Source organism: Psychrobacter sp. SCQQ22, assembly GCF_015864605.1.
Classification (GTDB): Bacteria; Pseudomonadota; Gammaproteobacteria; order Pseudomonadales; family Moraxellaceae; genus Psychrobacter; species Psychrobacter fozii.
Genome location: NZ_JADYWZ010000006.1, coordinates 70442 through 94231, shown reverse-complemented (window position 1 = coordinate 94231; position 23790 = coordinate 70442). Strand labels below are relative to the sequence as shown.

Annotated in this window: 18 protein-coding genes; 7 read left to right on the top strand and 11 right to left on the bottom strand. The window is 42.8% G+C overall.

The window, feature by feature from the left end:
* The first annotated feature begins 49 nt into the window (after positions 1 to 49).
* Together gcvP and I6E84_RS09350 are read left to right on the top strand one after the other, a co-directional pair.
* Positions 50 to 2947: an aminomethyl-transferring glycine dehydrogenase gene (gcvP, locus tag I6E84_RS09355; RefSeq protein WP_197217653.1), complete on the top strand. Its 2898-nt coding sequence runs from the start codon at positions 50 to 52 to the stop codon at positions 2945 to 2947.
* Between the two features lie 188 nt (positions 2948 to 3135).
* Positions 3136 to 3810: a lipase family alpha/beta hydrolase gene (locus tag I6E84_RS09350; protein ID WP_197217652.1), complete on the top strand. Its 675-nt coding sequence runs from the start codon at positions 3136 to 3138 to the stop codon at positions 3808 to 3810.
* 57 nt (positions 3811 to 3867) lie between these two features.
* Here I6E84_RS09350 and I6E84_RS09345 read toward each other — a convergent pair whose 3' ends face one another.
* The 4 genes from I6E84_RS09345 to I6E84_RS09330 form a co-directional block, all read right to left on the bottom strand.
* Positions 3868 to 5187, bottom strand: coding sequence for a ribonuclease D (locus I6E84_RS09345; RefSeq protein WP_320158638.1), 1320 nt, complete (start codon positions 5185 to 5187; stop codon positions 3868 to 3870).
* Between the two features lie 136 nt (positions 5188 to 5323).
* Entirely contained in the window at positions 5324 to 5917 is a 594-nt protein-coding gene (gene recR / locus I6E84_RS09340) for a recombination mediator RecR (RefSeq protein ID WP_110922704.1), read from the bottom strand.
* 218 nt (positions 5918 to 6135) lie between these two features.
* Entirely contained in the window at positions 6136 to 6465 is a 330-nt protein-coding gene (locus tag I6E84_RS09335) for a YbaB/EbfC family nucleoid-associated protein (RefSeq protein ID WP_110922703.1), read from the bottom strand.
* 80 nt (positions 6466 to 6545) lie between these two features.
* Entirely contained in the window at positions 6546 to 7820 is a 1275-nt protein-coding gene (locus I6E84_RS09330; RefSeq protein ID WP_197217651.1) for an O-succinylhomoserine sulfhydrylase, read from the bottom strand.
* Between the two features lie 635 nt (positions 7821 to 8455).
* Here I6E84_RS09330 and I6E84_RS09325 point away from each other — a divergent pair.
* From I6E84_RS09325 to dusA, 3 genes are all read left to right on the top strand, one after another.
* Entirely contained in the window at positions 8456 to 10087 is a 1632-nt protein-coding gene (locus tag I6E84_RS09325; RefSeq protein ID WP_197217650.1) for a phospholipase D family protein, read from the top strand.
* 241 nt (positions 10088 to 10328) lie between these two features.
* Positions 10329 to 11630, top strand: coding sequence for an MFS transporter (locus I6E84_RS09320; protein WP_197217649.1), 1302 nt, complete (start codon positions 10329 to 10331; stop codon positions 11628 to 11630).
* Positions 11631 to 11730: 100 nt separating this feature from the next.
* Positions 11731 to 12705 (top strand): tRNA dihydrouridine(20/20a) synthase DusA, encoded by a 975-nt coding sequence (dusA, locus tag I6E84_RS09315; RefSeq protein WP_197217648.1) that lies wholly within the window; start codon positions 11731 to 11733, stop codon positions 12703 to 12705.
* A 66-nt stretch (positions 12706 to 12771) separates the two neighbouring features.
* Here the strand turns inward: dusA and I6E84_RS09310 are convergent, their stop codons facing one another.
* From I6E84_RS09310 to I6E84_RS09295, 4 genes are all read right to left on the bottom strand, one after another.
* Positions 12772 to 13572, bottom strand: coding sequence for a CPBP family intramembrane glutamic endopeptidase (locus I6E84_RS09310; protein WP_227681421.1), 801 nt, complete (start codon positions 13570 to 13572; stop codon positions 12772 to 12774).
* 66 nt (positions 13573 to 13638) lie between these two features.
* Complete coding sequence (locus tag I6E84_RS09305) at positions 13639 to 14529, bottom strand: alpha/beta fold hydrolase (RefSeq protein WP_197217646.1); 891 nt, start codon at positions 14527 to 14529, stop codon at positions 13639 to 13641.
* A 157-nt stretch (positions 14530 to 14686) separates the two neighbouring features.
* Positions 14687 to 15739 (bottom strand): signal peptide peptidase SppA, encoded by a 1053-nt coding sequence (sppA, locus tag I6E84_RS09300; protein ID WP_197217644.1) that lies wholly within the window; start codon positions 15737 to 15739, stop codon positions 14687 to 14689.
* Positions 15740 to 15971: 232 nt separating this feature from the next.
* Positions 15972 to 19004, bottom strand: coding sequence for a ComEC/Rec2 family competence protein (locus tag I6E84_RS09295; RefSeq protein WP_320158637.1), 3033 nt, complete (start codon positions 19002 to 19004; stop codon positions 15972 to 15974).
* A gap of 325 nt (positions 19005 to 19329) precedes the next feature.
* Here I6E84_RS09295 and I6E84_RS09290 point away from each other — a divergent pair, with 325 nt between their 5' ends.
* On the top strand, positions 19330 to 19905 hold the full coding sequence (locus tag I6E84_RS09290) for a DUF2062 domain-containing protein (protein ID WP_227686660.1): 576 nt from the start codon (positions 19330 to 19332) through the stop codon (positions 19903 to 19905).
* A 65-nt stretch (positions 19906 to 19970) separates the two neighbouring features.
* On the opposite strand, the gene I6E84_RS09285 is transcribed toward I6E84_RS09290, so the two are convergent.
* From I6E84_RS09285 to I6E84_RS09275, 3 genes are read right to left on the bottom strand one after another with little or no spacing between them, the layout of a single operon-like run.
* Positions 19971 to 20276 carry a hypothetical protein gene (locus I6E84_RS09285; protein WP_197217643.1) on the bottom strand — a complete coding sequence of 102 codons (306 nt, stop codon included), beginning with the start codon at positions 20274 to 20276 and terminating at the stop codon, positions 19971 to 19973.
* Positions 20277 to 20305: 29 nt separating this feature from the next.
* Positions 20306 to 20986, bottom strand: a complete 681-nt coding sequence (lolD, locus tag I6E84_RS09280; protein WP_197217642.1) for a lipoprotein-releasing ABC transporter ATP-binding protein LolD — start codon at positions 20984 to 20986, stop codon at positions 20306 to 20308.
* A gap of 47 nt (positions 20987 to 21033) precedes the next feature.
* Positions 21034 to 22269 carry a lipoprotein-releasing ABC transporter permease subunit gene (locus I6E84_RS09275; protein ID WP_110922692.1) on the bottom strand — a complete coding sequence of 412 codons (1236 nt, stop codon included), beginning with the start codon at positions 22267 to 22269 and terminating at the stop codon, positions 21034 to 21036.
* A gap of 506 nt (positions 22270 to 22775) precedes the next feature.
* Between I6E84_RS09275 and I6E84_RS09270 the strand changes: the two genes are divergently transcribed.
* A complete protein-coding gene (locus I6E84_RS09270) occupies positions 22776 to 23750 on the top strand; it encodes a hypothetical protein (protein ID WP_197100045.1) in 975 nt (324 codons plus the stop codon).
* Positions 23751 to 23790: the final 40 nt, after the last annotated feature.

Here is a 23790-nt window from a genome sequence, read left to right as displayed (position 1 = left end):
TTTAGTTAATCTCTTTATTACTTTATTACTCCCTTAATCAAGGACTATCATGACTATCTCTCAAAACCCGACGTTTGATACTTTTCAAGGACTATTCAACGAAGCTGAATTTGTCTACCGTCATTTAGGTTCAAATGACACTAAACAAGCTGATCTGCTAAGCGCTGTTGGTTATCAAGATATGGCTAGCTTTATCAATGATACCGTGCCTGAGCCAGTACGTTTACACAAAGAGTTAGACTTGCCAGTTGCGATGAGCGAGCATGCCGCATTAGCGAAACTGCGTACGATGGCAGATGACATCACCGTTAAGAAAAGCTATATCGGTCAAGGTTACTCGCCTGTGCGTATGCCTGCTGTCATTCAGCGTAACGTTCTTGAAAATCCAGGTTGGTACACCGCTTACACCCCTTATCAAGCAGAAATTGCGCAAGGTCGTCTAGAAGCCTTGCTTAACTTTCAACAAGTTTGTATCGATCTAACAGGTCTTGAGCTTGCTGGTGCCTCATTACTTGACGAAGCAACCGCAGCAGCTGAAGCCATGGCCATGTCAAAGCGCGTGAGCAAAAGCAAATCGATGCAGTTTTTTGTAGATGATCGTGTCTATCCACAGACACTAGATGTCATCAATACTCGGGCCAAGTATTTTGGTTGGGACGTGGTCGTTGGGGATTTTGAAACTGCCAAATCAGGCGATTATTTTGGTGCATTATTCCAATACGTCGGTGTTGAAGGTGACGTAAAAGACCTAACAGACGTCATTGCAGCTGTTAAAGAAAACAAAACCTACGTCAGTGTGGTTAGTGACATCATGAGCTTGGTACTACTAAAATCACCAGCTGATATGGGCGCAGATGTGGCTTTGGGTAGCACACAGCGCTTTGGTATCCCAATGGGCTTCGGTGGCCCACACGCGGCTTACTTCGCTTTCTCTGACAAAGCCAAACGTTCAGCACCTGGCCGTATCATTGGTGTATCAAAAGATTCGCAAGGCAATACTGCGCTACGTATGGCTCTACAGACTCGTGAGCAGCATATCCGCCGCGAAAAAGCCAACTCAAACATCTGTACGTCACAAGTATTGCTTGCCAACTTGGCAGGTATGTATGCTGTGTATCATGGTCCAACTGGTGTTAAACGTATCGCCACTCGTATCCATGCGTTTGCCACTGCCTTTGCTAATGTAATTAAGGGTGCTAACGATAGCAACTTAAACGTGGTACATGATCAGTTCTTCGATACCGTTGTGGTTGATTGTGGTTCAGAAAGTCTGGCTACTCAGATTTTTGAAAACGCGGATAATGTTGGTTACAACTTATGGCGTCTGGGTGACAGCAAACTAGCCGTTTCATTCAGTGAAATCAGTGATCAAACAGACTTTAATGTTTTAACTCAGCTGTTTGTCAGCAAAACACACGACTTACCTGAAGCAGCCAGTGTATCTCTTGATAGTGCACACTTACGTACTGATGATATCTTGACACATCCAGTATTTAACTCGCATCACACCGAGCATGAAATGCTGCGTTATTTGAAGTCGCTTGAAGACAAAGATTTGGCGATGAACCGTAGCATGATTTCACTTGGTAGCTGTACCATGAAATTGAATGCGACCAGTGAAATGCTACCGATCACTTGGCCTGAATTCGCTAATGTGCATCCTTTTGCACCACGTGATCAAGTCACTGGCTATATCGCCATGATTGATAGCCTACAAGACCAACTCAAAGCCATTACTGGTTTCGATGATGTGTCTATGCAGCCAAACTCTGGCGCATCAGGTGAGTATGCAGGTCTGCTTGCCATCCGCCGCTATCACGAATCCTTGGGTGAAACCGATCGTGATGTTTGCTTGATTCCAATGTCAGCGCATGGTACCAACCCAGCGACTGCTATGATGATGGGCATGAAAGTGGTTGTGGTCAAAACTGATGACAATGGTAACGTGGATATCGATGACCTAACTGCTAAATGTGAAGAGCATAGCGCGCGTCTAGGTGCTTTGATGATCACTTACCCATCAACGCATGGTGTGTTCGAAGAAGGCATCCGTAAAATCTGTGACCTTATTCATAATCACGGTGGTCAGGTCTATATGGATGGTGCCAACATGAATGCTCAGGTAGGCATGATGCAGCCTGCAGATGTCGGCGCAGATGTGCTACACATGAACTTACATAAAACCTTCTGTATCCCACATGGCGGCGGTGGTCCAGGTATGGGGCCTATCGGTATGAAGGCGCATTTAGCACCATTTATGGCCAACCATACGCTAAGCCCTGTACATAACGCGCAAAAAGACTGCTCAGCAGTATCAGCAGCGCCTTATGGTTCAGCGAGTATCTTACCAATCTCATGGATGTACATCGCCATGATGGGCCGTGATGGCTTGCTAAAAGCGACTGAGATGGCCCTATTAAATGCTAACTATGTGGCCGCTGAACTAAAAGATCACTACCCTGTGCTATACACAGGTAAAAACGGCCGTGTCGCTCACGAATGTATCATCGATATTCGTCCGTTAAAAGAAGATACTGGCATCAGTGAAAGCGATATCGCTAAGCGCTTGATGGATTATGGTTTCCACTCACCAACGATGAGCTTCCCAGTTGCTGGCACTTTGATGATTGAGCCGACAGAGTCTGAGTCAAAAGAAGAGCTAGACCGCTTTATCAGCGCGCTCAAATCTATCAAAGCTGAAGCGTTACAAGCCAAAGCTGGCGAAAATGGTTGGACGCTAGAAGACAACCCATTGGTCAACGCACCGCATACTGCTGCTATGGTGACTAGCGGCGAATGGACGCACCCATACAGCCGTGACACAGCTGCATTCCCGCTTCCTTATATCCGCGCTCATAAGTTCTGGCCAAGCGTAGCACGTGTCGATGACGCTTATGGTGATAAGAACCTCATGTGTTCTTGCCCAAGTATCGAAAACTACTTGTAATCGTAGTCTTTGATCAACCATAAGTAGATTTTTATAAAAAAACAAACCTCCAAGTCAGTAGCTGATTTGGAGGTTTTATTTTGTGTGTCGTAGTAAGGTCTGTTGAACATTCAATAAATTCTAAGTAGCATAAATAATGATAGTATTTATCGATATAATAAAATGACTTTTACGATGTTGGAGCAGACATGCAACAGAAAAATCGCGTCATTCTTATTCATGGCCTACATCAAACTGCATGGATTATGCGACCATTAGCCAAACGTTTGCAAGCCGCAGGTTTTGAGACTCATCAATACGGCTACCGTAGTATGCGTGATGGAATCAAGACTAATAGTCAACGTTTAAACGCTTGGCTTGAGAGCAATCACAATCCTGCCAAGCCCATTGACCTCATTGGTCACAGCTTGGGTGGTCTGATTATTAGGGATTTTGTCGTCCAGTACCCAAAGTGGCAAATTGGACGCTGTGTGACTCTAGGCACGCCGCATAATGGCAGCATTAGTGGCGATTATATTTGGCGACTCGCTCCTGCGATTGTCGGTAAATCATACGAGCAAGCTTTGGATGGCACGGTTGCTCCTTTGCCAAAAGGTATTGAACTTGGCGTCATAGCTGGCAATAAAGCGCAAGGCTTAGGGCAACCTATCCTAGCCTATCATAATCGAAAATTGCGTAAGACAGATAACGTGCCATCAGCAGAACATCTGATGCATGACGGCACAGTATATATACAAGAAACTAAGATTGAAGCAGCTGCCGATCATATCGTGATGCCTGTCTCACATACGGGTATGCTAGTCGACAAATCCGTTGCGAAACAGGCAATATATTTTTTACAAAATGGACAATTTGAACGCTGATCGTTATGAGATTTTGATAATTAACAACGCTCAAACTCCAATAGACATTCATGCTTATTAAGCATGAACACCCATACCTTGCTGTAATTCAGTTTTGTGCTTCTCAATGACTGGAATCAAGGTATGCACTATCCAATTATTGCGCCAACCTTTTAGCCCTTGTGGTAACTCGCTGATGCCTTTGTTGAAAGCCACAACTTCATACAGTTGAGCAAGCCATTTTTTACGCATCAGCACATTAGCAGGCACACCAATTTTCTGCGCTTGATTATCTATCGCTTGTTGCACTGCCTTTGATAGGACTTTGTTTTTTGAACGATAAGGTGGTAATAGACAATCGGGATGCTCAGCAGGTGGCAAACTCTTTGCGTCTTTGATGACCTTCAGCAACTCTTCACCATACAGTCGCAACATACTGCGATGCATCGTTGTTTTATGCGCAAGCTCTCGCATACTGCTAGGCTTTTCGGTGATAATTTCGCGCACTGCTTGTTTTTTTATCACAAACGTACGAGGTTGATTGGTCGCACGCGCCAGTTCTTCTCGCCACGTAGCAACTCCTTTGAGTATCGCCATCTGCTGAGAATTATAGCGATAATCTGCCATCGTTAAGTACATCGCATCATCTTCAACGTGCTGCGTATTATACAAATCACTGGCATAAAGCTGACAATCTGCCCATACATAATTGTACAGACCTTGTTTTTTTAGCTCGCATTCAAGGTTTAAATACAACGCTGGTAAAAACCGCACATCATCAATCGCATATTGCTCTTGCTCATCCGATAGCGGACGTTGCAGCCAATCTGACTGGCTTTGTTCTTTATCAATATGCATATCCAACTGATCATCAAGCGCTTGCTGATAACCCATCTGCAGTTGACCTGTTAGATAAGACAACGCGATTTGAGTGTCAAATATATTGGTCAATGGCGGACAACCAGACAACAGATAAAAAATACCTAAATCTTCACCGCACGCATGCCAAATCGCTACATCAACTTCACTCAGCGCCTGCCACAGTTCAGCCAATTGCAACTGTGGTGCATCTAGCAAATAAATATGGTCACCCGTATTCAGCTGAACCAATGCCAATCTTGGATAGTACGTATCACGCTTGATAAATTCGGTATCTAATGCGACACGGCCACAAGTAGCTAATGCATCGATGACTTGATCCAGACCTCTTTGCTCACGTACCCATGTGACAGCGGCTTCATCAGCGATATCTAGTAACGCATCGATATCTGGTTGCGGCGGTAACATTGCTGAATCGACATCGGTGTTAAGTGGTTGACTGGATACGTCGTCATTAGCAACACAAGCGTCGTCTTGGGTGTTTGAATGGGTAGAAGCGTTCGAAACATGGTTGGACACGGGCAGATACCTGCATAAATAAGAGAAAATAAAACGCTAAACCACGTTTTAATAAAATGAAATAATAAAACAATTATAACAGTACCATAAAATCAAATGGGCAAGACTTGACGGTGATAAAAATACTATAACAAGTCTATAAAAAAGAGCGGTTTTGCATGGCTTGACCAAGCGTCATACTGTCTAAGTACTCAAGCTCACCGCCCATCGGTACGCCTTGCGCCAAGCGCGTGACTTTATTGACATGACGGCTGACGGCTTCACTGATAAAGTGTGCAGTGGTTTGCCCTTCAACAGTAGTACCAGTAGCCAGTATCAGCTCTTCAACAGGCTCTTGTTTGACACGCCAGACCAGCTGATCGATATTTAAGTCGTCAGCGCTGATGCCGTCGATAGGTGATAAGTGTCCGCCTAAGACAAAGTAACGTCCACGATAACCTGCTGTCTGCTCTATCGCCATCACATCTGCAGCCGTTTCGACCACACATAACAATCCATCATCACGTCTAGGATCTTGACACAACGGACAGATAGCCTCATCACTGAAGCTATGGCAACGCTGGCATTCAACAATATCACGCATCGCATCATCTAACGCTTGGGCGAGCGCCATGCCTTGTGGGCGTTTTTTGGTGAGCAGATGTAACGCCATACGTTGGGCACTTTTTTGCCCGACGCCTGGCAAAATACGTAGCTGTTTGACCAGCTGATCAAATTTGGCTGTCAGCAAAACCACTTCCTTTATCTATAAACCGTAGCTATAAAAATGGGGTCGTATCGTATCGATAACAACCCCATTTGCTAGACATTATAGTCAGATGACATATCGCCAATTAACTATAAAACAAGCCGCCTATCCATACCAAAAATTAAAAGTAACATGGAAGACTAGTATCACCCTAGTAGGCTTAGCCAGTCTAACAAGTTAAGTTATGTTTGGAATGGATATTAGAACATGCCTTGCATACCTGGTGGCAGACCCATACCTGAAGTTGCGCCAGCCATGGTTTCTTCATACAAGTCATCTGCTTGACGAACGGCATCATTGATAGCAGCAGCAATTAAGTCTTCGATCATATCTGGCTCATCTTCGAGCAAGCTTGGATCGATGGTCAAACGCTTAACGACATGGCGACCAGTCATGGTTACTTTTACCAGACCGCTACCCGCTTCTGCGTGCACTTCTTTATTGGCAAGATCTTTCTTAGCGTTTTCAACGTTTGCTTCGACTTTCTTTTGCATCGTTTGTGCTTGTTGCATCAATGCTTGAATATTCATAGTTGCCTCTTTTGTTTTTTAATAATAAATGATTGATATTTTACTAATATAAAGTGCTAATAGCGATTATACCGTTATCTTTACAAACTGTCTAAACCACGCGCCAAATCTTTAATGATATCTTCTACATCTTCTAAACCTACAGACAGACGGATAAGACCATCTTTGACGCCTGCCTCTGCACGAGCCTCAGCAGTCAGACGGAAATGTGTGGTGGTCGCCGGATGGGTAATGGTTGTTTTCGCATCACCCAAGTTATTGGTGATAGATACCATCCGTGTTGAGTCAATGACATGCCAAGCGGCAGCTTTTGAGTCAAGGTCAGCAGTTGGTTTTACTTCAAAACCCATGATAGCACCATAGCCACCCTTCATATGATGTTGGCGCGTAGCAAGCTCATGAGCAGGATGATCGCTCAACCCTGAGAAATGCACGGTACTGACATTAGGATGATTGACTAAGAAATCAGCCACTTGATTGGCATTTTGACAATGTGCTTGCATACGCAATTTAAGCGTTTCGAGGCCTTTGGTAAATACCCAAGCGTTAAATGGGCTCATACTAATACCACCTGAGCGTACCACGGTAAATGCTTCTTGCATCAGCTTGTCGCTACCGACAAGCGCGCCGCCAAGTACTCGACCTTGACCATCCAAATATTTAGTTGCAGAGTGAATTACCACATCAGCACCCAAATCTAACGGGCGCTGTAATGCTGGCGTGGCAAAGCAGTTATCAACCACTAATAAGATATCATTGGCTTTACATAACTGGCTGAGATAACCAAGATCGCAAATCTGCGCTAGCGGATTACTTGGGCTTTCGCAATAAATAACCTTGGTATTTGGCTGAACGGCATTCGCCCATGCTTCGTTATCGAAGCAATCAACGTAGCTGACTTCAACACCAAACTTGGCCATATAATTATTAAATAAACCAATAGAGGAACCGAATAATTGATTGGCCGCCAGTAGGTGGTCGCCTGCTTTCAAATAGGCCAAGCACATGGTCAAAATCGCACCCATACCTGAAGCCGTCGCAACGGCGCGCTCACCATTTTCGAGGGCGGCTAGACGACGCTCAAAGGTACGTACACTTGGATTGGTATGACGTGAATAAACATTGCCCGTCTTGGTGCCATCAAAATGCGCAGCGGCATCAGCAGCAGAGGTATAAACGTAAGAGCTGGTGGTGAAAATAGGCTCTGAATGTTCACCTTCGTCCGTACGATGTTGACCTGCTCGTACCGCAATGGTCTGCATACCATAATCCAGCCCTAAATCTAAGGCATCGTTGCGCCAGTTTGGATCTAACTTGTTTACACTGCTTTCATCATTGGTTTGCGACTGGCTCATAAATCTTCCGTTATCTTGATAGTTATAGACTTGATAGTTGTAAATTTGATAGTTATAAACTTGACTGTAATAAAAGTGGCTGCTTATTTTTTAATTATTGACCTAAGGCGTGTCTTCAATTCACTCAATAGTCATCTCAATGGGCTAAAAATGGCTAAATCTTGCCAGACATCGTCAAATAGCTGTTTAATATCCCGATATCATCTGCGCTATTTTTCTTGTTTGACGGCAATTTATCTCATTTTTATCACCATTTTTGAAGTGAAGACACGCCCTAATACACCAGCGTTATCATATCATGCCAACTTATTCCAAACAGCTGGTTTCAGATGATTATCAAATGTTATTTTTGAATACCAACATACATTTATATCAAGATAGGTTTGAAGATTAATAAAGATTAAAGAGTAGTTAAACAATCAATAAATGCGCCGTCAAATCTAACAAAAATAACGTATTTATAATAGGCATAGATGCCGACAGCTGATAAGCTTAGCGGCGATCTAAGTTCCACCTTGGGCAGTTTTATTACTTGTCCCATAATTGGCACTGTTTTCTGTCAACAAACACAGAGATGACATGCTCATTTTTAACGGAATTTTTATTATATTAAGGCTCATTAAGGTAACTCATTTATGTCGATGTTCAGTATAGATCCAAGTAATCTATCGTTGAGTCTAACGCTTGGACTTACCTTAGGACTTGTTGGGTGCCAAAGCTTACCGAAGCAACCACATCTGCCTGAAAGCCAAGCGCTATCAGCACGGGTCGACGCTCTATATCAACCTAAAAACAGCCAAGACAATGAAACATCTATAACCAGCAACATCGATCTAGTCGCAGCCGTTAGTGAGCAAAACGATATTCATCCAGAATTATCAGGCTACCACCCTATCGTGACTGGCGCCAATGCATTTGCCTCTCGCAGTATATTAACGGATATGGCCACACGCAACATCGATGCACAGTATTATATTTGGCACAATGATCAAGCAGGCCAATTACTGTTAAGAGATTTATGGAAAGCCGCTGAGCGTGGCGTGCTTGTGCGTTTATTATTAGATGACTTTAATAATAACGCGACATTCGATCAGCACTTACTGCGTTTTGCCAGCCACCCTAATATTGCGGTACGTATCATCAATCCCCTTATGCATCGTAAATTTCAAACATTGAATTACGTCACGGGCTTACCACGTATCAACCGCCGTATGCATAACAAGAGCATGACTTTTGATAAGCAGATTACTATTATTGGTGGACGTAATATTGGCGATGAATACCTAAGTAATGATAAAAACAGCCAATTTGCCGATTTAGATGTTTTACTGATTGGTAGAGTAGTCGCAGATATTGATAACAGCTTTATCAGTTATTGGTCATCGCCACTATCATTTGATATCGAAACTCTAGTCACCGCTGATGATAGCGCACCGTCTGATTTTCTATCAGCGTTAGACAAACTTGGTCTAGATGACAAAAAGTCAGAGAGCGATTTAACGATTTATAAAACAGCAATCGAAGACTCAACGATAGACAGCGATTTAATCAATAAGCGTGTGCCCTTTCGTTGGACAGATATGCAGTTTTTGAGTGATGATGTTGGCAAACTGACAAAAGCTGTCCCTGCTGACACCAATTTGGTGCATCAACTACGGACATTATTAGGTACACCAACCAAGCAGCTAACGATTATCTCCTCTTACTTTGTGCCTACTAAAGACGGCGTCAATACCCTAGTAAAACTGTCCGAAGCTGGTGTTGATATCAAAATCTTAACCAATTCGTTTGATGCAACCGATGTGACTGCTGTGCATTCCGGCTATAGCCAATGGCGTCCTAGCCTGCTCAGTGCCGGTGTCAAAATCTATGAGCTAAAATCGACTGCTTCTGAAGAACAACGTGAAAATAAGCTGTGGAAAGCGCGCAGTCAGTCTTCCACCAGCCTACATGCAAAGACTTTCGCGGTTGATGACCACCAAGTATTCATTGGCTCATATAATGTTGACCCTCGATCTGCCAATATCAATACCGAAATGGGCGTGATTATCAATGATGATGAGCTAGCGAGACAGTTGCATGGCGCACTTGGTGAAGATTTATTAAGCAAAGCTTATGAAGTAAAATTATTAGACAATGGTAACCTGCAATGGCAAACCATGGAAAATGGTAAAAAAGTGGTTTACGATTCAGAGCCGCGTGTCGATGTCAGTGATCATGTTTGGCTGACTATCATGTCATGGTTACCTATTGACTGGCTATTGTAGCGCTCATACTTGATAACCCTCAAAATGACTGTTTAGAGGTAAATTAAAATGACTGAGTGATTAATTTTCGCTTACTCTCAGAACCCTTGTAACTTAGACATCTGTTTCATATATTAGCTCCCAAACCTTTATTTTTTCGACAAATCATTATCTATTTATACTGATTTGTCGTTTTTTATTATGGCCGGTTATCTAGATAATAACCGGCTTAACGAATGCCTTTATATATGCGTGATCTATTATGCCTTCCCGTTCCCAATATGCACTGATGTCTTCTAGAGACAGAAATACAGTAATGTTTATCTGCTTTAGTAGTGCAGTGGCGTTTTTTGATTTTTTGATTTATTTATATATCTCAGATATTGTGGCGGCCGCTTTTTTTCCTGCTAACATCGACCCGACTATTACAAAGATACAAGGGCTTGGACTGTTTACGATTGGCTATTTCGCACGCCCGATTGGTGGCATTGTTTTTGGTCGTTATGGTGACATAAAAGGTCGCAAACCCATACTATTAATCAGTATATTAGTGACAGCGCTCAGCCTATTGGCAATGGCAAGCTTACCTACTTATGCACAATGGGGATTGATTGCACCCATCTTATTTATCACTTTACGATTTATACAAGGTATGGCATTTGGTATTTATGTACCACTCGCTTGGATTTTTGTAGCAGAGCATGTTCCACGGCTGTACTCGTCCGTCGTCTGTAGTTATGTCAGCGCCAGTTTCTATGTAGGGGTATTATTCTCTAATGCCTTTTTTCTTTGGCTGACCAGTGCCATGACGACGGCGCAATTGGCTGATTACGGTTGGCGTTTACCATTTTTCATCGCGGCTGCCTTAAGCCTTGTGCCATTATTGGCATGGCGATGGATTGATGAGTCGCCGTTTTTCCTTGAAATGAAAAACTCGCAACCAAACGACTATGTTGCCAAACCATTCCGCCTACTCTTCAAGCACTGCAAACATTCACTATTTATTGGTATGATTCTCACCCTTATTGTTTCTAGTGTAACGACTGTGGTCGTACTCTTGCTGCCTGATTTGATTGAGATGCACTTTACGTTAGATAGCGACCTGTTTGGATTTTCACACAGTCTAGGTATTATATTCATGATTCTTGGCTGTATTTTTTATGGAATAATCTCTAACCGTCAAAATTTTGGTAAAATTTTGACCATTGGTTCTATTCTATTAATCGTCCAGATGCTGGCATTCTTTTATCATCTACAGTCGAGCGGTGACTACATACTCATTATGTATGCGCTGTTAGGATTTTGTGCTGGCATCATTGGTATGATACCTGCCATTATCTTGCAGTTATTTCCAACCAATGTCAGACTCACAGGAATGGCTTTTTGTTATAATATAGCCTACGGCATTGTCGGGGTGTTAGTGCCTTTCGGGCTTGGCTATGCCACTCTTTATGTGGCTTTCTCACCAGCACTCTACATTGCATTCATCGGTTTTATTGGAATAATAATGGGCATTTACTTCTATAATTTGCCCGAAGCCAAAAAAATCGACCAGATTATCTAGATCGGGATATTCATTAAAATATTTATACCATTATTTGGTATAAATATTTTTGTACTAAACCCCACACCCTCAAAGATTAGAATATTAAGGCTTAACAATCATGGTTGATATGACCAATAAAAGACTCTCTGTCGCACCAATGATCGACTGGACAACCACAGATTATCGGTACTTTGCACGGCTCTTTAATCCGCACGTGTATTTATATACAGAGATGATCAGTACGGGTGCCCTAATACATGGCAATCGCGCACGCCATCTACGCTTTGATACGCAAGAGCATCCGTTAGTGTTGCAGCTGGGTGGCGCAGACAACAGCGAGATGACTCAATGCGCTGAATTTGCACAGCAGCATGGCTATGATGAAGTCAATATCAACGTTGGTTGCCCATCAGATCGCGTACAGCATAATAAGATAGGTGCTTGCCTAATGGCAGAGCCTCACACGGTTGCAGACTTGGTCAAACATATGCAAGCAGCAGTCGATATTCCGGTGACGGTTAAGCATCGCATCGGTATTGACGACTTTGACAGTTATGAGTTTATGGTAGATTTTGTGCAGGCGGTCGCCGAGGCTGGCTGTACGCGATTTATCGTTCATGCACGTACTGCGTGGCTACAAGGGCTGAGTCCTAAGCAGAATCGCGAGATACCACCACTTCGCTATGAAGATGTCTATCGCCTAAAACAAGACTTTCCAGCACTTGATATTGAGATTAATGGTGGGATTGACACCATCGCTGATATTGAAACGCACTTGCAGCATATCGATGGGGTCATGATTGGACGAGCGTTTTATCACAATCCTTACTTATTGGCAGAAGCCAATAGCTTATGGAGCGACAAGCCAGCACCTAAACGCTCAGAAATTCTATCGCAGCTTTATCCCTATCTCGAAGAGCAACTCGCCAAAGGTGAACCGCTACCTACGATGACACGTCATTATCTAGGGTTATTCCAAGGACTTATGGGTGCACGTAAATGGCGTCAGGCATTGAGTGGTAAACCTCAGCTGACCATTGATGATATCAAACGCGCGGCAGATGAAGTCTTCTTATTGAATCCTGATATGTAATCGCTTTTATCATCATAAGAACAACAATAAAGATATATTCAAACGTTAGGAACCATAACTGTTTATTTAAGCTGCTTGCGCCATATATTGCCACATCGCCGCACCGTTATTAGCGATGTGCAATAGTATCGGCAACAATAACGACCCTGATTTGACACGTGCATAGCAAAATACCAATGCCAATACAACAATGGTGCTGATTTCATAAATACCATACTGCACATGGATTACTGCAAATATCAAACTGGTCACAATACTGGCAACGATTGCGCCTCGATACTTTGTTGGATAAGAGGAATAAGAGGAATCAGCGAACTGTTCTGCGATAGCCGTCCACAAGATACCGCGAAAGACCAGCTCTTCATATAATGGTGCAACGATGACCATCGCAAAGACCAGCAGCCATACCGAACTGACAGATTGGTATAGCGGATCCACAAATACCAGTGGCGTCTCATCGAGAAAGTACGTCAGCGCCTGACTGGCAATCATAAATATCAATAGCAACCCAGCCATTTTCAACCCTACCGCAGGTGAAAATGACTTTAGCGCCAGATACTGACGCACACTACCTCCTCTCAAACGAATGATAGAGACAGTAATCCCTGTTATTAACACACAACCTATAATGATAGAGAGGCTCACAACCGTGCCATCATTACCACCAAATAAGAAAATATCGCCTACTGTTGCATTTTGAGTAGCAGGTAACACTAACTTGCCAGCGACATATATCCCTAGCAATTGACTGACAAAAAACACCATTACCATGCTTACCGTTAGTAGGAATGCACCCAAGTGTGAAAACAATGGCACATGATTAAGCAATGCAGCTTGCTTGTGTGCGTCAGTAGCATTTTTTAGCATAAACTCGTTACTCAAAAGTCTGGTTTTCAGCCCATGTCTGTGAAAAACATTAATAATAATTGGCGACTATTTTAACAGTTGTTGCTCAATCAATGACAATACTTGCAGCGATACAGAGTCAGGATGTTCAAGCGGAAACATATGACCACCTGCATGAGTAGTGTAAGGCACCCCTAAACGTGCCTGCACTTGCTGAGGGAAGTGACGTTTTAAGAATATGCTGTCTTCACCAATAATCAAAGTCACAGGCACATTAGGACCACGATTTGGTGTGAGCCAATACCAAGATGGATTGGTACGGAATACGGCAACTTCGCTAGATTTGGGAATGGCCAAGGTTACTTTACCGTCAGCACGCTGGTGTAATCCATGATCGATATAGCCTTGAAAGCTGCGCTCATCAAAATTCTTAAAAAACCCCTTATGGCGCATCTGCTCATAAGCATCCGCTCGACTATCCCACACATCACGGCGGTGCTTAGAGATTCCAGCAGGTGATAATTTATCCATCAAACGGTTATTCATCAACGGCAACCGATCCACTGTCTTTGCCAAGTGCCATAGCAGACTGACCTTGCCATAAATCCAAGGCGGATCCATGAGGACCGCTTGCGCAAAGTACTTTGGCTCACGATACAATGCTTGCATGGTACACATTGCGCCAAGTGAGTGACCGACTGCGACTACTTGCGCGACGCCATGTTTTTCACAAGCATCTTTCACGCTATCGATAATTTGGTTTGTGAGACTACGCCAATGATCGTCTACGGGATAACCTGGGGTATCGCCTAGCATCGCAATATATTCAATCGTAAAAAACGCTGCTAAATTCTCAAAAAATGGCTGATAAACAGCACTTGGCATACCATTGGCATGTGCAAAATGAATAACAGGTTTGTTTGTTATTTTAGAGATAGGTAAAGCGGTAAAGGTCTGAAAATTGCGTTCATCAGTCATAACAGGCTCTCATCGAATCATTATGGATAGCTTACATGTCATTTATCATGATTAAATCTGACATACCTGACATATCTAATATATAAATAAGAAGGCTGAGCATAATCATATACTCAGCCTTATCAATCATACACAGTAAATCTCAAATACAAAATGCTTAACGCATCTCTACATTACCATCTTCTTTTGTTAGAACATCAAGATTGACACTTGAACCAATGCCTGCACCTAACTTAACAGCGAAGCGATCCATAAACGACTCAAAAGGATCTGTTGGGCTGTAGTTAATCGCCGTATCAAGATCTAACTCTTTTTCTAAGCTCGCGATGCTACCTTTCTTGTCTGCTAGACCAAGTTCGATAGACTGCTCACCTGTCCAAAATAGTCCTGAGAACAACTTGTTCTGTTCAGGATTTTTTAGACGGTCGCCACGGCCTTCTTTCACTGCATCGATGAAATGCTTGTGCGTATTCGCTAATACTTTTTCGACATGACTTTCTTCATAGTCAGTCAATGGACGCGATAAGCTTAAGATATCTTTGTATTCACCAGCGGTCAACGTACGATCTTTTACGCCGACTTTATCCATCAAGCCTTCAATATTATAGCTCGACATAATCACGCCGATAGAGCCAACCAAACTTGATGGATTGACATAAATCTCGTCTGCTGCAGAAGCGATATAATAAGCGCCAGAAGCACCAATATCACCAATCACTGCATAAAGCTTTTTGTCTGGGTACTCTTGACGCAATTCCATCATAGTCTGCCAAATTTCATCAGACTGTACAGGTGAGCCACCAGGTGAGTTGATATCTAGTACAACGGCTTTTGAATTACTGTTTTCAAAGGCACGGGTCAGGGCTTCGTTGACATCATAAGCATTGGCCACATCACCGCTACTGATGACACCTTGTAGCTCAACCACAGCCAAGTGTGGCTCGCTATTGTCGACTGCGTCCATGCCCGTTGAGGCACTGCTGCAACCACGGCCAAGGGTCAAAAATATCAATAAGATATAACCAAAGGTCAATAATTTAAAAAAGATACTCCAGCGACGAGCGCGGCGCTGTTCAACCACACTAGCCAGCAATGTGTTTTCCAGCAGTCGCCACTCTTGTCCAGTCGGTTGGCTTGATTGCTGCATGGGTGCTGGCTGATTAGCCGAAGTGTCAGGACGTTTGTTAGGGTCTGGTGGCCAGTTGGGCATATAACTTCCTAAGTCAGAAACAATCTAAAGCGATAAAAGAGATGATATAGAATATAAATGTAGTAAGAAGCTAGTTCTTACTCTCGACGCATTTGTAATGCAAGCGTCATTTATATTAATAGGTTGGTAAGTATGGTCGCATTTCCATCATGGTTCAATAGTATAACTGTGAAATATCACCATATTGTAACGCTAAGAGTATGAGCAATTTTTTGAGAGGTATTATTATAATTTAGTGTGAGAATTTGCTCTGAGAGTTATCATCTATAGATAGTGCCACCGCTAGCGCTTTATCATCATAAGTCACAATTTGATTAATGCTTTGGCGATCTAATACATCAGCAGTTATATACGATGTACTGTGCCCGAGCCATGTAATATCAGATGGCTTTATTGTTTGATTGATGGTTATTGGATCAGTGATTATTTGATTAATAGGTGTTTGACCAGCAGCTACCTGACCAGATAATGGCTTCGCTGAACATAGCAACTCCCACATCTGCCAAATACGCTGATGAGTATCTACATTCAAAACTAGACGTGATGTAGTCGCTGCTACGTTAGGCGTCAAGGATGAAAGGTTCGATGGCAGTGTTTGTACAGCTGCAGGTAATGACCTGAGTGGATCAGCGGCATTATATCTTAATACTTGTATCGGTAAGCCAGTGTCTATAGTGAGCGTGCAATCCCAAACACTTTCATCATCTATTGTGCGCCAACCTGTCAGTGCTTGTATCGATAAGTCACCATTTGGTAGCTGCCATGTTTTACCCTGCTCGCAACCTTGCACGCTAATATCTGACTTACTCTTAGATTGACTGGCGACCTTATATGAGCGCTGAAGTTCAGGCCAGCGATCAAAACGCCCGGCCTGCCAGTACTGATTAATAGGCAGCTGCTGATTTAACTGGGCAACCGTCAGTGATAATAGCTCAGAACCTCTAGTATTAATGTCAGCAAGCTTATCATCAGTTGTCAGCGTAGCCGTTAATCCAACACTACCACTCTGTACGGTAATACCTTCTAGCTTATTAATCGATAAACTGCCCAATTGCTGCTCCAACATCGTCGAGAGCTTCTCTACCGTCAAGTTACTTGGCATCGTTCGCGTGGCTTTCGGTCTATGATCAGCTAAAAACAGCCAACTGACACTCTCATTATTGGTATTTTTAGAATTGATAATAGGATATTGCAACAGAGCGGCACTTATATATTGATCACCCGTTGGTAGTATATATAACGTCGGTGTCATCGTTAGTGATTGCTGATTGGCATAGACCGTCATCATCAGCATAGTCAATGGCGGCAATACTAGCCAACGACTGATAAACCCACGTGGTAACAGCCAAGGCAATGTGCTCAGCAATACCATCAATAAAATCGCCATATTTACTGGTGTGTAGAGCCATGCTTCTGATAATGAGGGTAATGAAGTTAGCCACGTCATCAACTCATGCAAGCTTGCAACGATGGCACTGACGAGTGCCCAAATACTATCAGCGATAGTAGGTGACAACAGATAAAAAAGCCCTGCCAGTAGATTAAGCGGTACAATTACCCAACCAAATAAGCCGATAGCAAATAGATTGATGAAAAGTCCCCATAGTGAGGCCTTGCCGAACAGCAGTAACGTAATAGGCAGTAAAGTAATAAACAACCAAAACTGTAGTTTGAATATGCGTCTAACTATCATCCAAACACGTTTGGCCAACCCATTTATGGCGTTGGATTTATAGGCGCCAGCTTGAGGAGTAGATACAGATACTTGCCTATATTTATAGGACGTGTCTTCGTATTTAAGTAGTAGTGCCACTGCGATAAAAGACAACCAGTACCCTGCTTGCCATAGCACATAAGGATCAAGCCATGCCATTAGCACTGCCAGTGCAAACAATACATGCATGGTGCTGATAGGTAATAAGGTTAAACGTACCAAGCCTATCGCCAGTAGCATCCATGCAGTACGGGCAGCAGGTACATCAAACCCTGTAAATAATGCATAGACAAAAGCAGCACCAATCATCACCCACCAACGCACTTGCCAACGTGGTATATAGCGATAAACAACTGGACAGAATCGATCAAAGATTAGAACTGCACCACCCGCCAATACAATCGCTAAAAACAATACATGCGTCCCTGATATTGCCAGTAAATGTGAGATACCTGCCAGCTGATACAAATCTTTGGTATCGCGATTTATTAAACTGCGGTCGCCTGTCAGTAGACTGAGCGTAACGGCTTTTGCTTGCTGCTCTGCTGTGGTTTTATCACGCCAATCGGTATAGAAATGCTGCCGCAATTGCCAACGCCCTTGGTCAATACGAGTACGCAAACGCTGAAGATAGCTATCGGAAGCGAGCGATATGTTTGATGATTCACCATCAGTAACGGGCAATGTACTAACCGCCAATATATTTGCGACACCATCAATATGACGACCTCGCAGCCAACGATAGCTATCAAAACCAGACGGATTGTTTAGGGCTTGTTCGGAGATAGCCAGTGGTGCAAGCGTCAAACTCATAAACAGCTGATCACCTGGCTGCAAATGATTTAATTTTGTAAACTGATCACTGCCTGAAGACGTTGTAGATAGGGATTTTTTTGGATAGGCATTGAGTAATACACGGTACTCTATCTCCTCACTGCCATTGCCACTGCTATCTAAACTGTTATTTGAATGGTTATCATGCGACATATCCTTATTTGAGGAATTTTCACTTAGGCTATTTTTGCCATCGCCTAAAAAACCAACGGTAATATCATCTAAGTCTTGCGATGCTAACTCTGATACCAGCGGTGATATATGGCTAATAACCGCCACTTGTCGATAACCACTTTCTGTATTTGCATCATAGACGCTATCACTTATCCCCTCAACGGTCACCAACGCTTGCAAACGCATAGGCTCAGTGACTGCTTTCATTTCTGCTTGTTGGTGGCTTAGCAAAGCTTGCATCGTGCTACCAATAAGCAATCCAATCGCTAATATAGCGACTACCAAATGATGAGCAATACGACATAATAGTTTAGGATAAAGTGGAGAATAGCTAGAAGATTTTTGTGAGGAACGGCTGATATTGACGGAAGGTATATTGAATTGAACAAGGATAATCAAAACGATGGCAAGCGCCATTAGGGATAAAGGTACGATAGAGACATTAGCAATCTCCATTAATAACGGACTCGTCGGCATATTATCTAAAACTGCCAACACGCCCATCATAGCGCTAATAATCAAGCTACAGATCAACCAATACACCAGCACTCCTTGCTTGATGATATAAATATTATGATATGGCTAAATATAGTCATTGGTTACAATGGGCAGCAACCTACCATCATAAACAACCTGCCACCACAGAGAAGTATCGGCATAAAATTGAGCCCAAACAAGCGGTAGCTAATACGTCATACAATGGCATTTATATTTATATTACCCTATACTGCTCATACATAGTACGATGACGATACTCTGACATTATCATACTATATAATCTCATCCGTATTTTTTATTAATAATATTACCTTATAACAGTCCATCAAAATAATTGATCGGGCTGTAGTTAACGATTAAAGGCAATCTTGTGCCCCAAAAACGTCTAAAAAGCCTGCTTCCTACACCAGAGAAAATTCTAGAAAGTCGCACCTTAAAACTGTTTGCACCGCATTTAGCTGATCCACGATTATGGCATTTTAATCGTCACAGCCTAAATAAAGCGGTCTACATTGGTGTGCTTAGCGCATTTTTTCCATTGCCGGGACAGATGCTAATAGCGTTGGTTGGTTCATTAATCTTCCGTGCTAATGTTCCGATGGCGCTCGGTTTGACTTGGATTACCAATCCGCTTACTAGCTTGCCTATTTTTTATGCCGGTTATTACATCGGTGCCAAAATTATCGACGCACCCGTGCTCAGTCTTCGACTTATTGGACGAATGATCGCTGATTTTAGTTTGTGGGTATTGTCAGATGGCGCCAATCCATTTATTACCTATCGCGGCACTGTATCGATTGCGGCATTTTGTATTGGACTCACTATTTTAGCAGTGTTGACTAGTATTATTTGTGGGTTAGCATTTAAAGCCATTTGGCGCTATAAAACGGTTGTCAGCTGGCAAAACCGTCAGGATATACCTTCTGACAAACCGCCTGAATCCTAAACTATGCTAGATGCCATTAGATTATAGATTACTAACAGTATCAACTGTAAGCTAGGCTAGCTACACTACACGTCTTTGCTATTTTCTATGGCTTCCGTGATATTACTGGTGAGATTGCTATCCATCACAAAGACCTCAATCACCTCTTCACCTTTGAATAGCGTATAGCGTTTGCCTGTTGCACTATCTTGGGCTTTGAGATCGTAATCAACACCAGCCAGAGTAATGGCATCAAAGACAGGTGTCAGCAGATCTATCTGTGCCTGTCTATCAAGCGTATCGAACAGTGCCGGATCCATATAAGAATGTAGCGGCGCATTGCCTTCTTCGGCACTGCCAAAAGCTTCGATTGGATCTTCATTTTCATTCATTATGTTTATCCTTGTCAGACATAAGGGGCTTAATACTCTTCCCAATGACCATTGCGCAATAGTAGCTGACGGTCTGCCAATGCGGCCAAATTACGATCATGCGTCACCATCAATAGTGCCGTTTGCATCGTATTTTGTAATTCGGTCAACAGTCCAAAAACGCTTTGGGCATTATCATAATCCAAGTTACCGGTTGGCTCATCTGCCAAGATAAGCGATGGCTTGGTCACAAGTGCACGGGCAATCGCCACACGCTGACGCTCACCGCCTGATAACTCACCTGGTCGATGCATCAAACGATGCTCAAGACCGACACTTTCTAAAATATCAATCGCTTGTTGGCGTGCTTCAGTCGTCGATACTTTTGGTCGCATCAGTAGCGGCATAGCGACGTTTTCGATAGCCGTAAACTCAGCCAACAGATGATGAAACTGATAAATAAACCCTAAATGCTTATTACGCATCGCACCACGTTCGGTTTCATTCATGCTATTTAATAATTGACCATGTAGCCAAACTTCACCCGTAGTAGGTGTATCAAGACCGCCTAGCAAATGTAGCAAGGTACTCTTACCCGAGCCACTGGTACCAACGATAGCAATACGCTCGCCAGCCTTAACCGTCAAATCAAGGCCAGTCAATACTTGAGTACTAACTGCCCCTTCATCATATATCTTGTTGATGTTTTTCGCCTCTAAAATGGCAGACATGGTATTTCCTTTATTCTATTTATATAGTTGTTGCTTTATAAAATCATTTACTCATAACGCAATGTTTGTGCTGGCTGAATTTTAGCCGCGCGACGTGCCGGATAAATCGTTGCCAAAAAGCTTAATACAAATGATGCACCAGTAATCAACACCACATCTAGTAAACGCAACTCTGACGGCAAATAGTTCACAAAATACGCATCAAATAGGTTCAGGTTAAAGACTTGATTGATGAAACCCAAAATATCACTGACTGTGAGGGCAAATATCACACCCAATATCGTGCCAGCAACCGTACCGATGACACCGATGACCACACCTTGAACCATAAACACTTGGGTAATCAATCGAGGTGATGCACCAAAGGTTTTTAAGATTGCAATGTCCGCTTTCTTATCTGTGACAAGCATGACGAGACTAGAGACGATATTAAAGGCTGCAACTAATATAATCAAAAAGAGCAGTAAGCCTACCATCGCTTTTTCCATCTGAATGGCACCAAACAGATTGCCATGAGTCTGTGTCCAATTATTCGGATACAATCTATCAGGGGCAATCGCAGCCGCTTTCTCTGAGGCAATTGGCGCAGTGAAGATATCATTAAGCTTCATACGCACACCCTGCGCACCCTCTGGCAGACGTAACAGTTTTGCAGCATCACCCATAGGAATAAAGGCCATTAGACTATCGACTTCTGGACTGATGGTGAAGATACCCGTCAAGGTAAAACGCTTAAATCGCGGTATGACACCGGCTGCTGATGGTGATGCCTCTGGCAGTACTAACGTGACTTTATCACCGAGTTGCAACCCTAGTGATTGCACCATCTCTTCACCCAGTACAATACTAAAGTCACCATTTTGCAAGGTATCAATACTACCCTCAACCATGTGCTCGTTGATGATAGAGACCTTTTTCTCATACTCAGGCTCAATACCTGTGACCATAATCCCTGCAACCTGACCATTTGAGGTCAACATCCCTTGCAGTTGAATAAATGGTGCTACCGCTGCCACTTCTGGGTCTTCTTTAATCTTGTCTGCCAATTGTTCCCAGTCACTGATAATCTCGGATGAGACGACCGTTGCTTGTGGGACCATACCCAGAATACGGGTTTTTAGCTCCCGATCAAAACCATTCATGACTGATAGCACCGTGATCAATACGGCAACCCCAAGAGTCAAACCAATCATCGAGATCAGCGATATAAAGGAGATAAAACCATTACTACGCTCTGCTCGGGTATATCGTAAGCCGATAAATAACGCTAAAGGACGAAACATATTCAAACTCTTTATCTTATCTACGTGCGACTTTATATATAGTCGGTTCAATATAATTTGGATACAAGGAAAGCAAGTGAAAGTACTACAAGTAGTAGACTAAGTGAGACTGACACCGTATCCAGCTTATAAAGGATTGGCTATATGCTATAAAACGAGCACACAAACTGGGTTTCAGACGAGCTTAAGACAGCCGTCAAAAGGGAGCTAGTTTGACACAAATCGGCTGATATGTGCCAATCATTAGCAAAAACTGAGTATGTTTTTTGCTAAAAAATAGGGTTTTGTTACTATTTTTTATGTGGGACTTGCTATTACTTGCGTCAATACCTATATATTGTATGCTAAGGACAATTGTCATTACCCATTCATTGTAGTTTGTTGACCTTTTGCTGATGACAACGTTGCTAGCCATCATAGACCCATATTTAGCATAGTAGGTTATGATAACCAGCAATCGCAGCTATAGCGACAGACTTCACGCTGACTTAATTTTGAGTACTCTCATGACCATTAATTACCAATATAAAAACATCCAGTCTCCTACTAAGGTAACCTTAACTGACGAGCAATCTGCAGGTCACGCTGATCATTGGCGAATTTTAACTGATGATATGAGCCATGATGTACCAGAGTGGCTACAGAAAATGATCGAACAAGCAGCAATGCCTAAAGGTCTTAATAGCAATGTCAGCTCGCAAGACAGCTGCCTATTACTATCTGAAAATCAGCCTTGTCACATTAATCAAGTACTGGCGATGAAAAATGGTAAGCCTGAGTGCTTTATCAATGCCTATCCTTGTGTCGATAGCCCATATGGTTTGAATTGTAAAATTGAGCGTATCATCGCTAATGACAAATCACATGATGCCGTACTACGCTTACACACGGCTGATGGCAGTATCATTTATGCTTTTGATCAACTTTATACCACCAATCGTCATCTATATCAGCGAGATACCTCTTACTTCGTGAACCTTAGCGCCTGGGCGCACGAGATCAAACACAGCGAACAAAATGAAGTGATTATGGTCGAAGATCAAGAGTCGATTCGCTATCATCGTGCCTTTAACGACATTGTTGCCGCCAATGATGGAAAGATACCAGACGATTTGCAAGATCAAATCAAAGAATGGAAACCTGAGACCAAAGAGCAAATGGCGCCTGTCGAAATCAACTTAGGTCATATGTGTGCATATCTCTTTGGCGATACACTCGGACAAGAAGACGAAGCATGGTGTCAAGGTCAAGTGCTTGGCAAACAAGAGACTGTCTTCAATGGCAAATCTATTATTTTGTTTGATGTCGTCATACTACGCGAACAAGATGCAGATCCATTTGTAATACGTGTTGGCGCGCTTAATACTGCAGAGACCGCCATCATTAAAGTGCATGATTATATACAAGCTAATGTTTGGCTACAGGCGGCTATCTATAAGCAAAACCAAAAAAGCGCAACGCAACAATCAAAAGCCAGTTAATCAAACAAAAACATGTTGCTATTAAATTTATCAATAAAAA

What these genes read in the sequence shown, in the direction of transcription:
- gcvP (WP_197217653.1), top strand. Translation starts at nt 50, where the DNA reads ATGACTATCTCTCAAAACCCGACGTTTGATACTTTTCAAGGACTATTC.
- I6E84_RS09350 (WP_197217652.1), top strand. Translation starts at nt 3,136, where the DNA reads ATGCAACAGAAAAATCGCGTCATTCTTATTCATGGCCTACATCAAACT.
- I6E84_RS09335 (WP_110922703.1), bottom strand. Translation starts at nt 6,465, where the DNA reads ATGAATATTCAAGCATTGATGCAACAAGCACAAACGATGCAAAAGAAA.
- I6E84_RS09330 (WP_197217651.1), bottom strand. Translation starts at nt 7,820, where the DNA reads ATGAGCCAGTCGCAAACCAATGATGAAAGCAGTGTAAACAAGTTAGAT.
- I6E84_RS09325 (WP_197217650.1), top strand. Translation starts at nt 8,456, where the DNA reads ATGTCGATGTTCAGTATAGATCCAAGTAATCTATCGTTGAGTCTAACG.
- I6E84_RS09320 (WP_197217649.1), top strand. Translation starts at nt 10,329, where the DNA reads ATGCCTTCCCGTTCCCAATATGCACTGATGTCTTCTAGAGACAGAAAT.
- dusA (WP_197217648.1), top strand. Translation starts at nt 11,731, where the DNA reads ATGGTTGATATGACCAATAAAAGACTCTCTGTCGCACCAATGATCGAC.
- I6E84_RS09310 (WP_227681421.1), bottom strand. Translation starts at nt 13,572, where the DNA reads ATGCTAAAAAATGCTACTGACGCACACAAGCAAGCTGCATTGCTTAAT.
- I6E84_RS09305 (WP_197217646.1), bottom strand. Translation starts at nt 14,529, where the DNA reads ATGACTGATGAACGCAATTTTCAGACCTTTACCGCTTTACCTATCTCT.
- sppA (WP_197217644.1), bottom strand. Translation starts at nt 15,739, where the DNA reads ATGCCCAACTGGCCACCAGACCCTAACAAACGTCCTGACACTTCGGCT.
- I6E84_RS09285 (WP_197217643.1), bottom strand. Translation starts at nt 20,276, where the DNA reads ATGAATGAAAATGAAGATCCAATCGAAGCTTTTGGCAGTGCCGAAGAA.
- lolD (WP_197217642.1), bottom strand. Translation starts at nt 20,986, where the DNA reads ATGTCTGCCATTTTAGAGGCGAAAAACATCAACAAGATATATGATGAA.
- I6E84_RS09275 (WP_110922692.1), bottom strand. Translation starts at nt 22,269, where the DNA reads ATGTTTCGTCCTTTAGCGTTATTTATCGGCTTACGATATACCCGAGCA.
- I6E84_RS09270 (WP_197100045.1), top strand. Translation starts at nt 22,776, where the DNA reads ATGACCATTAATTACCAATATAAAAACATCCAGTCTCCTACTAAGGTA.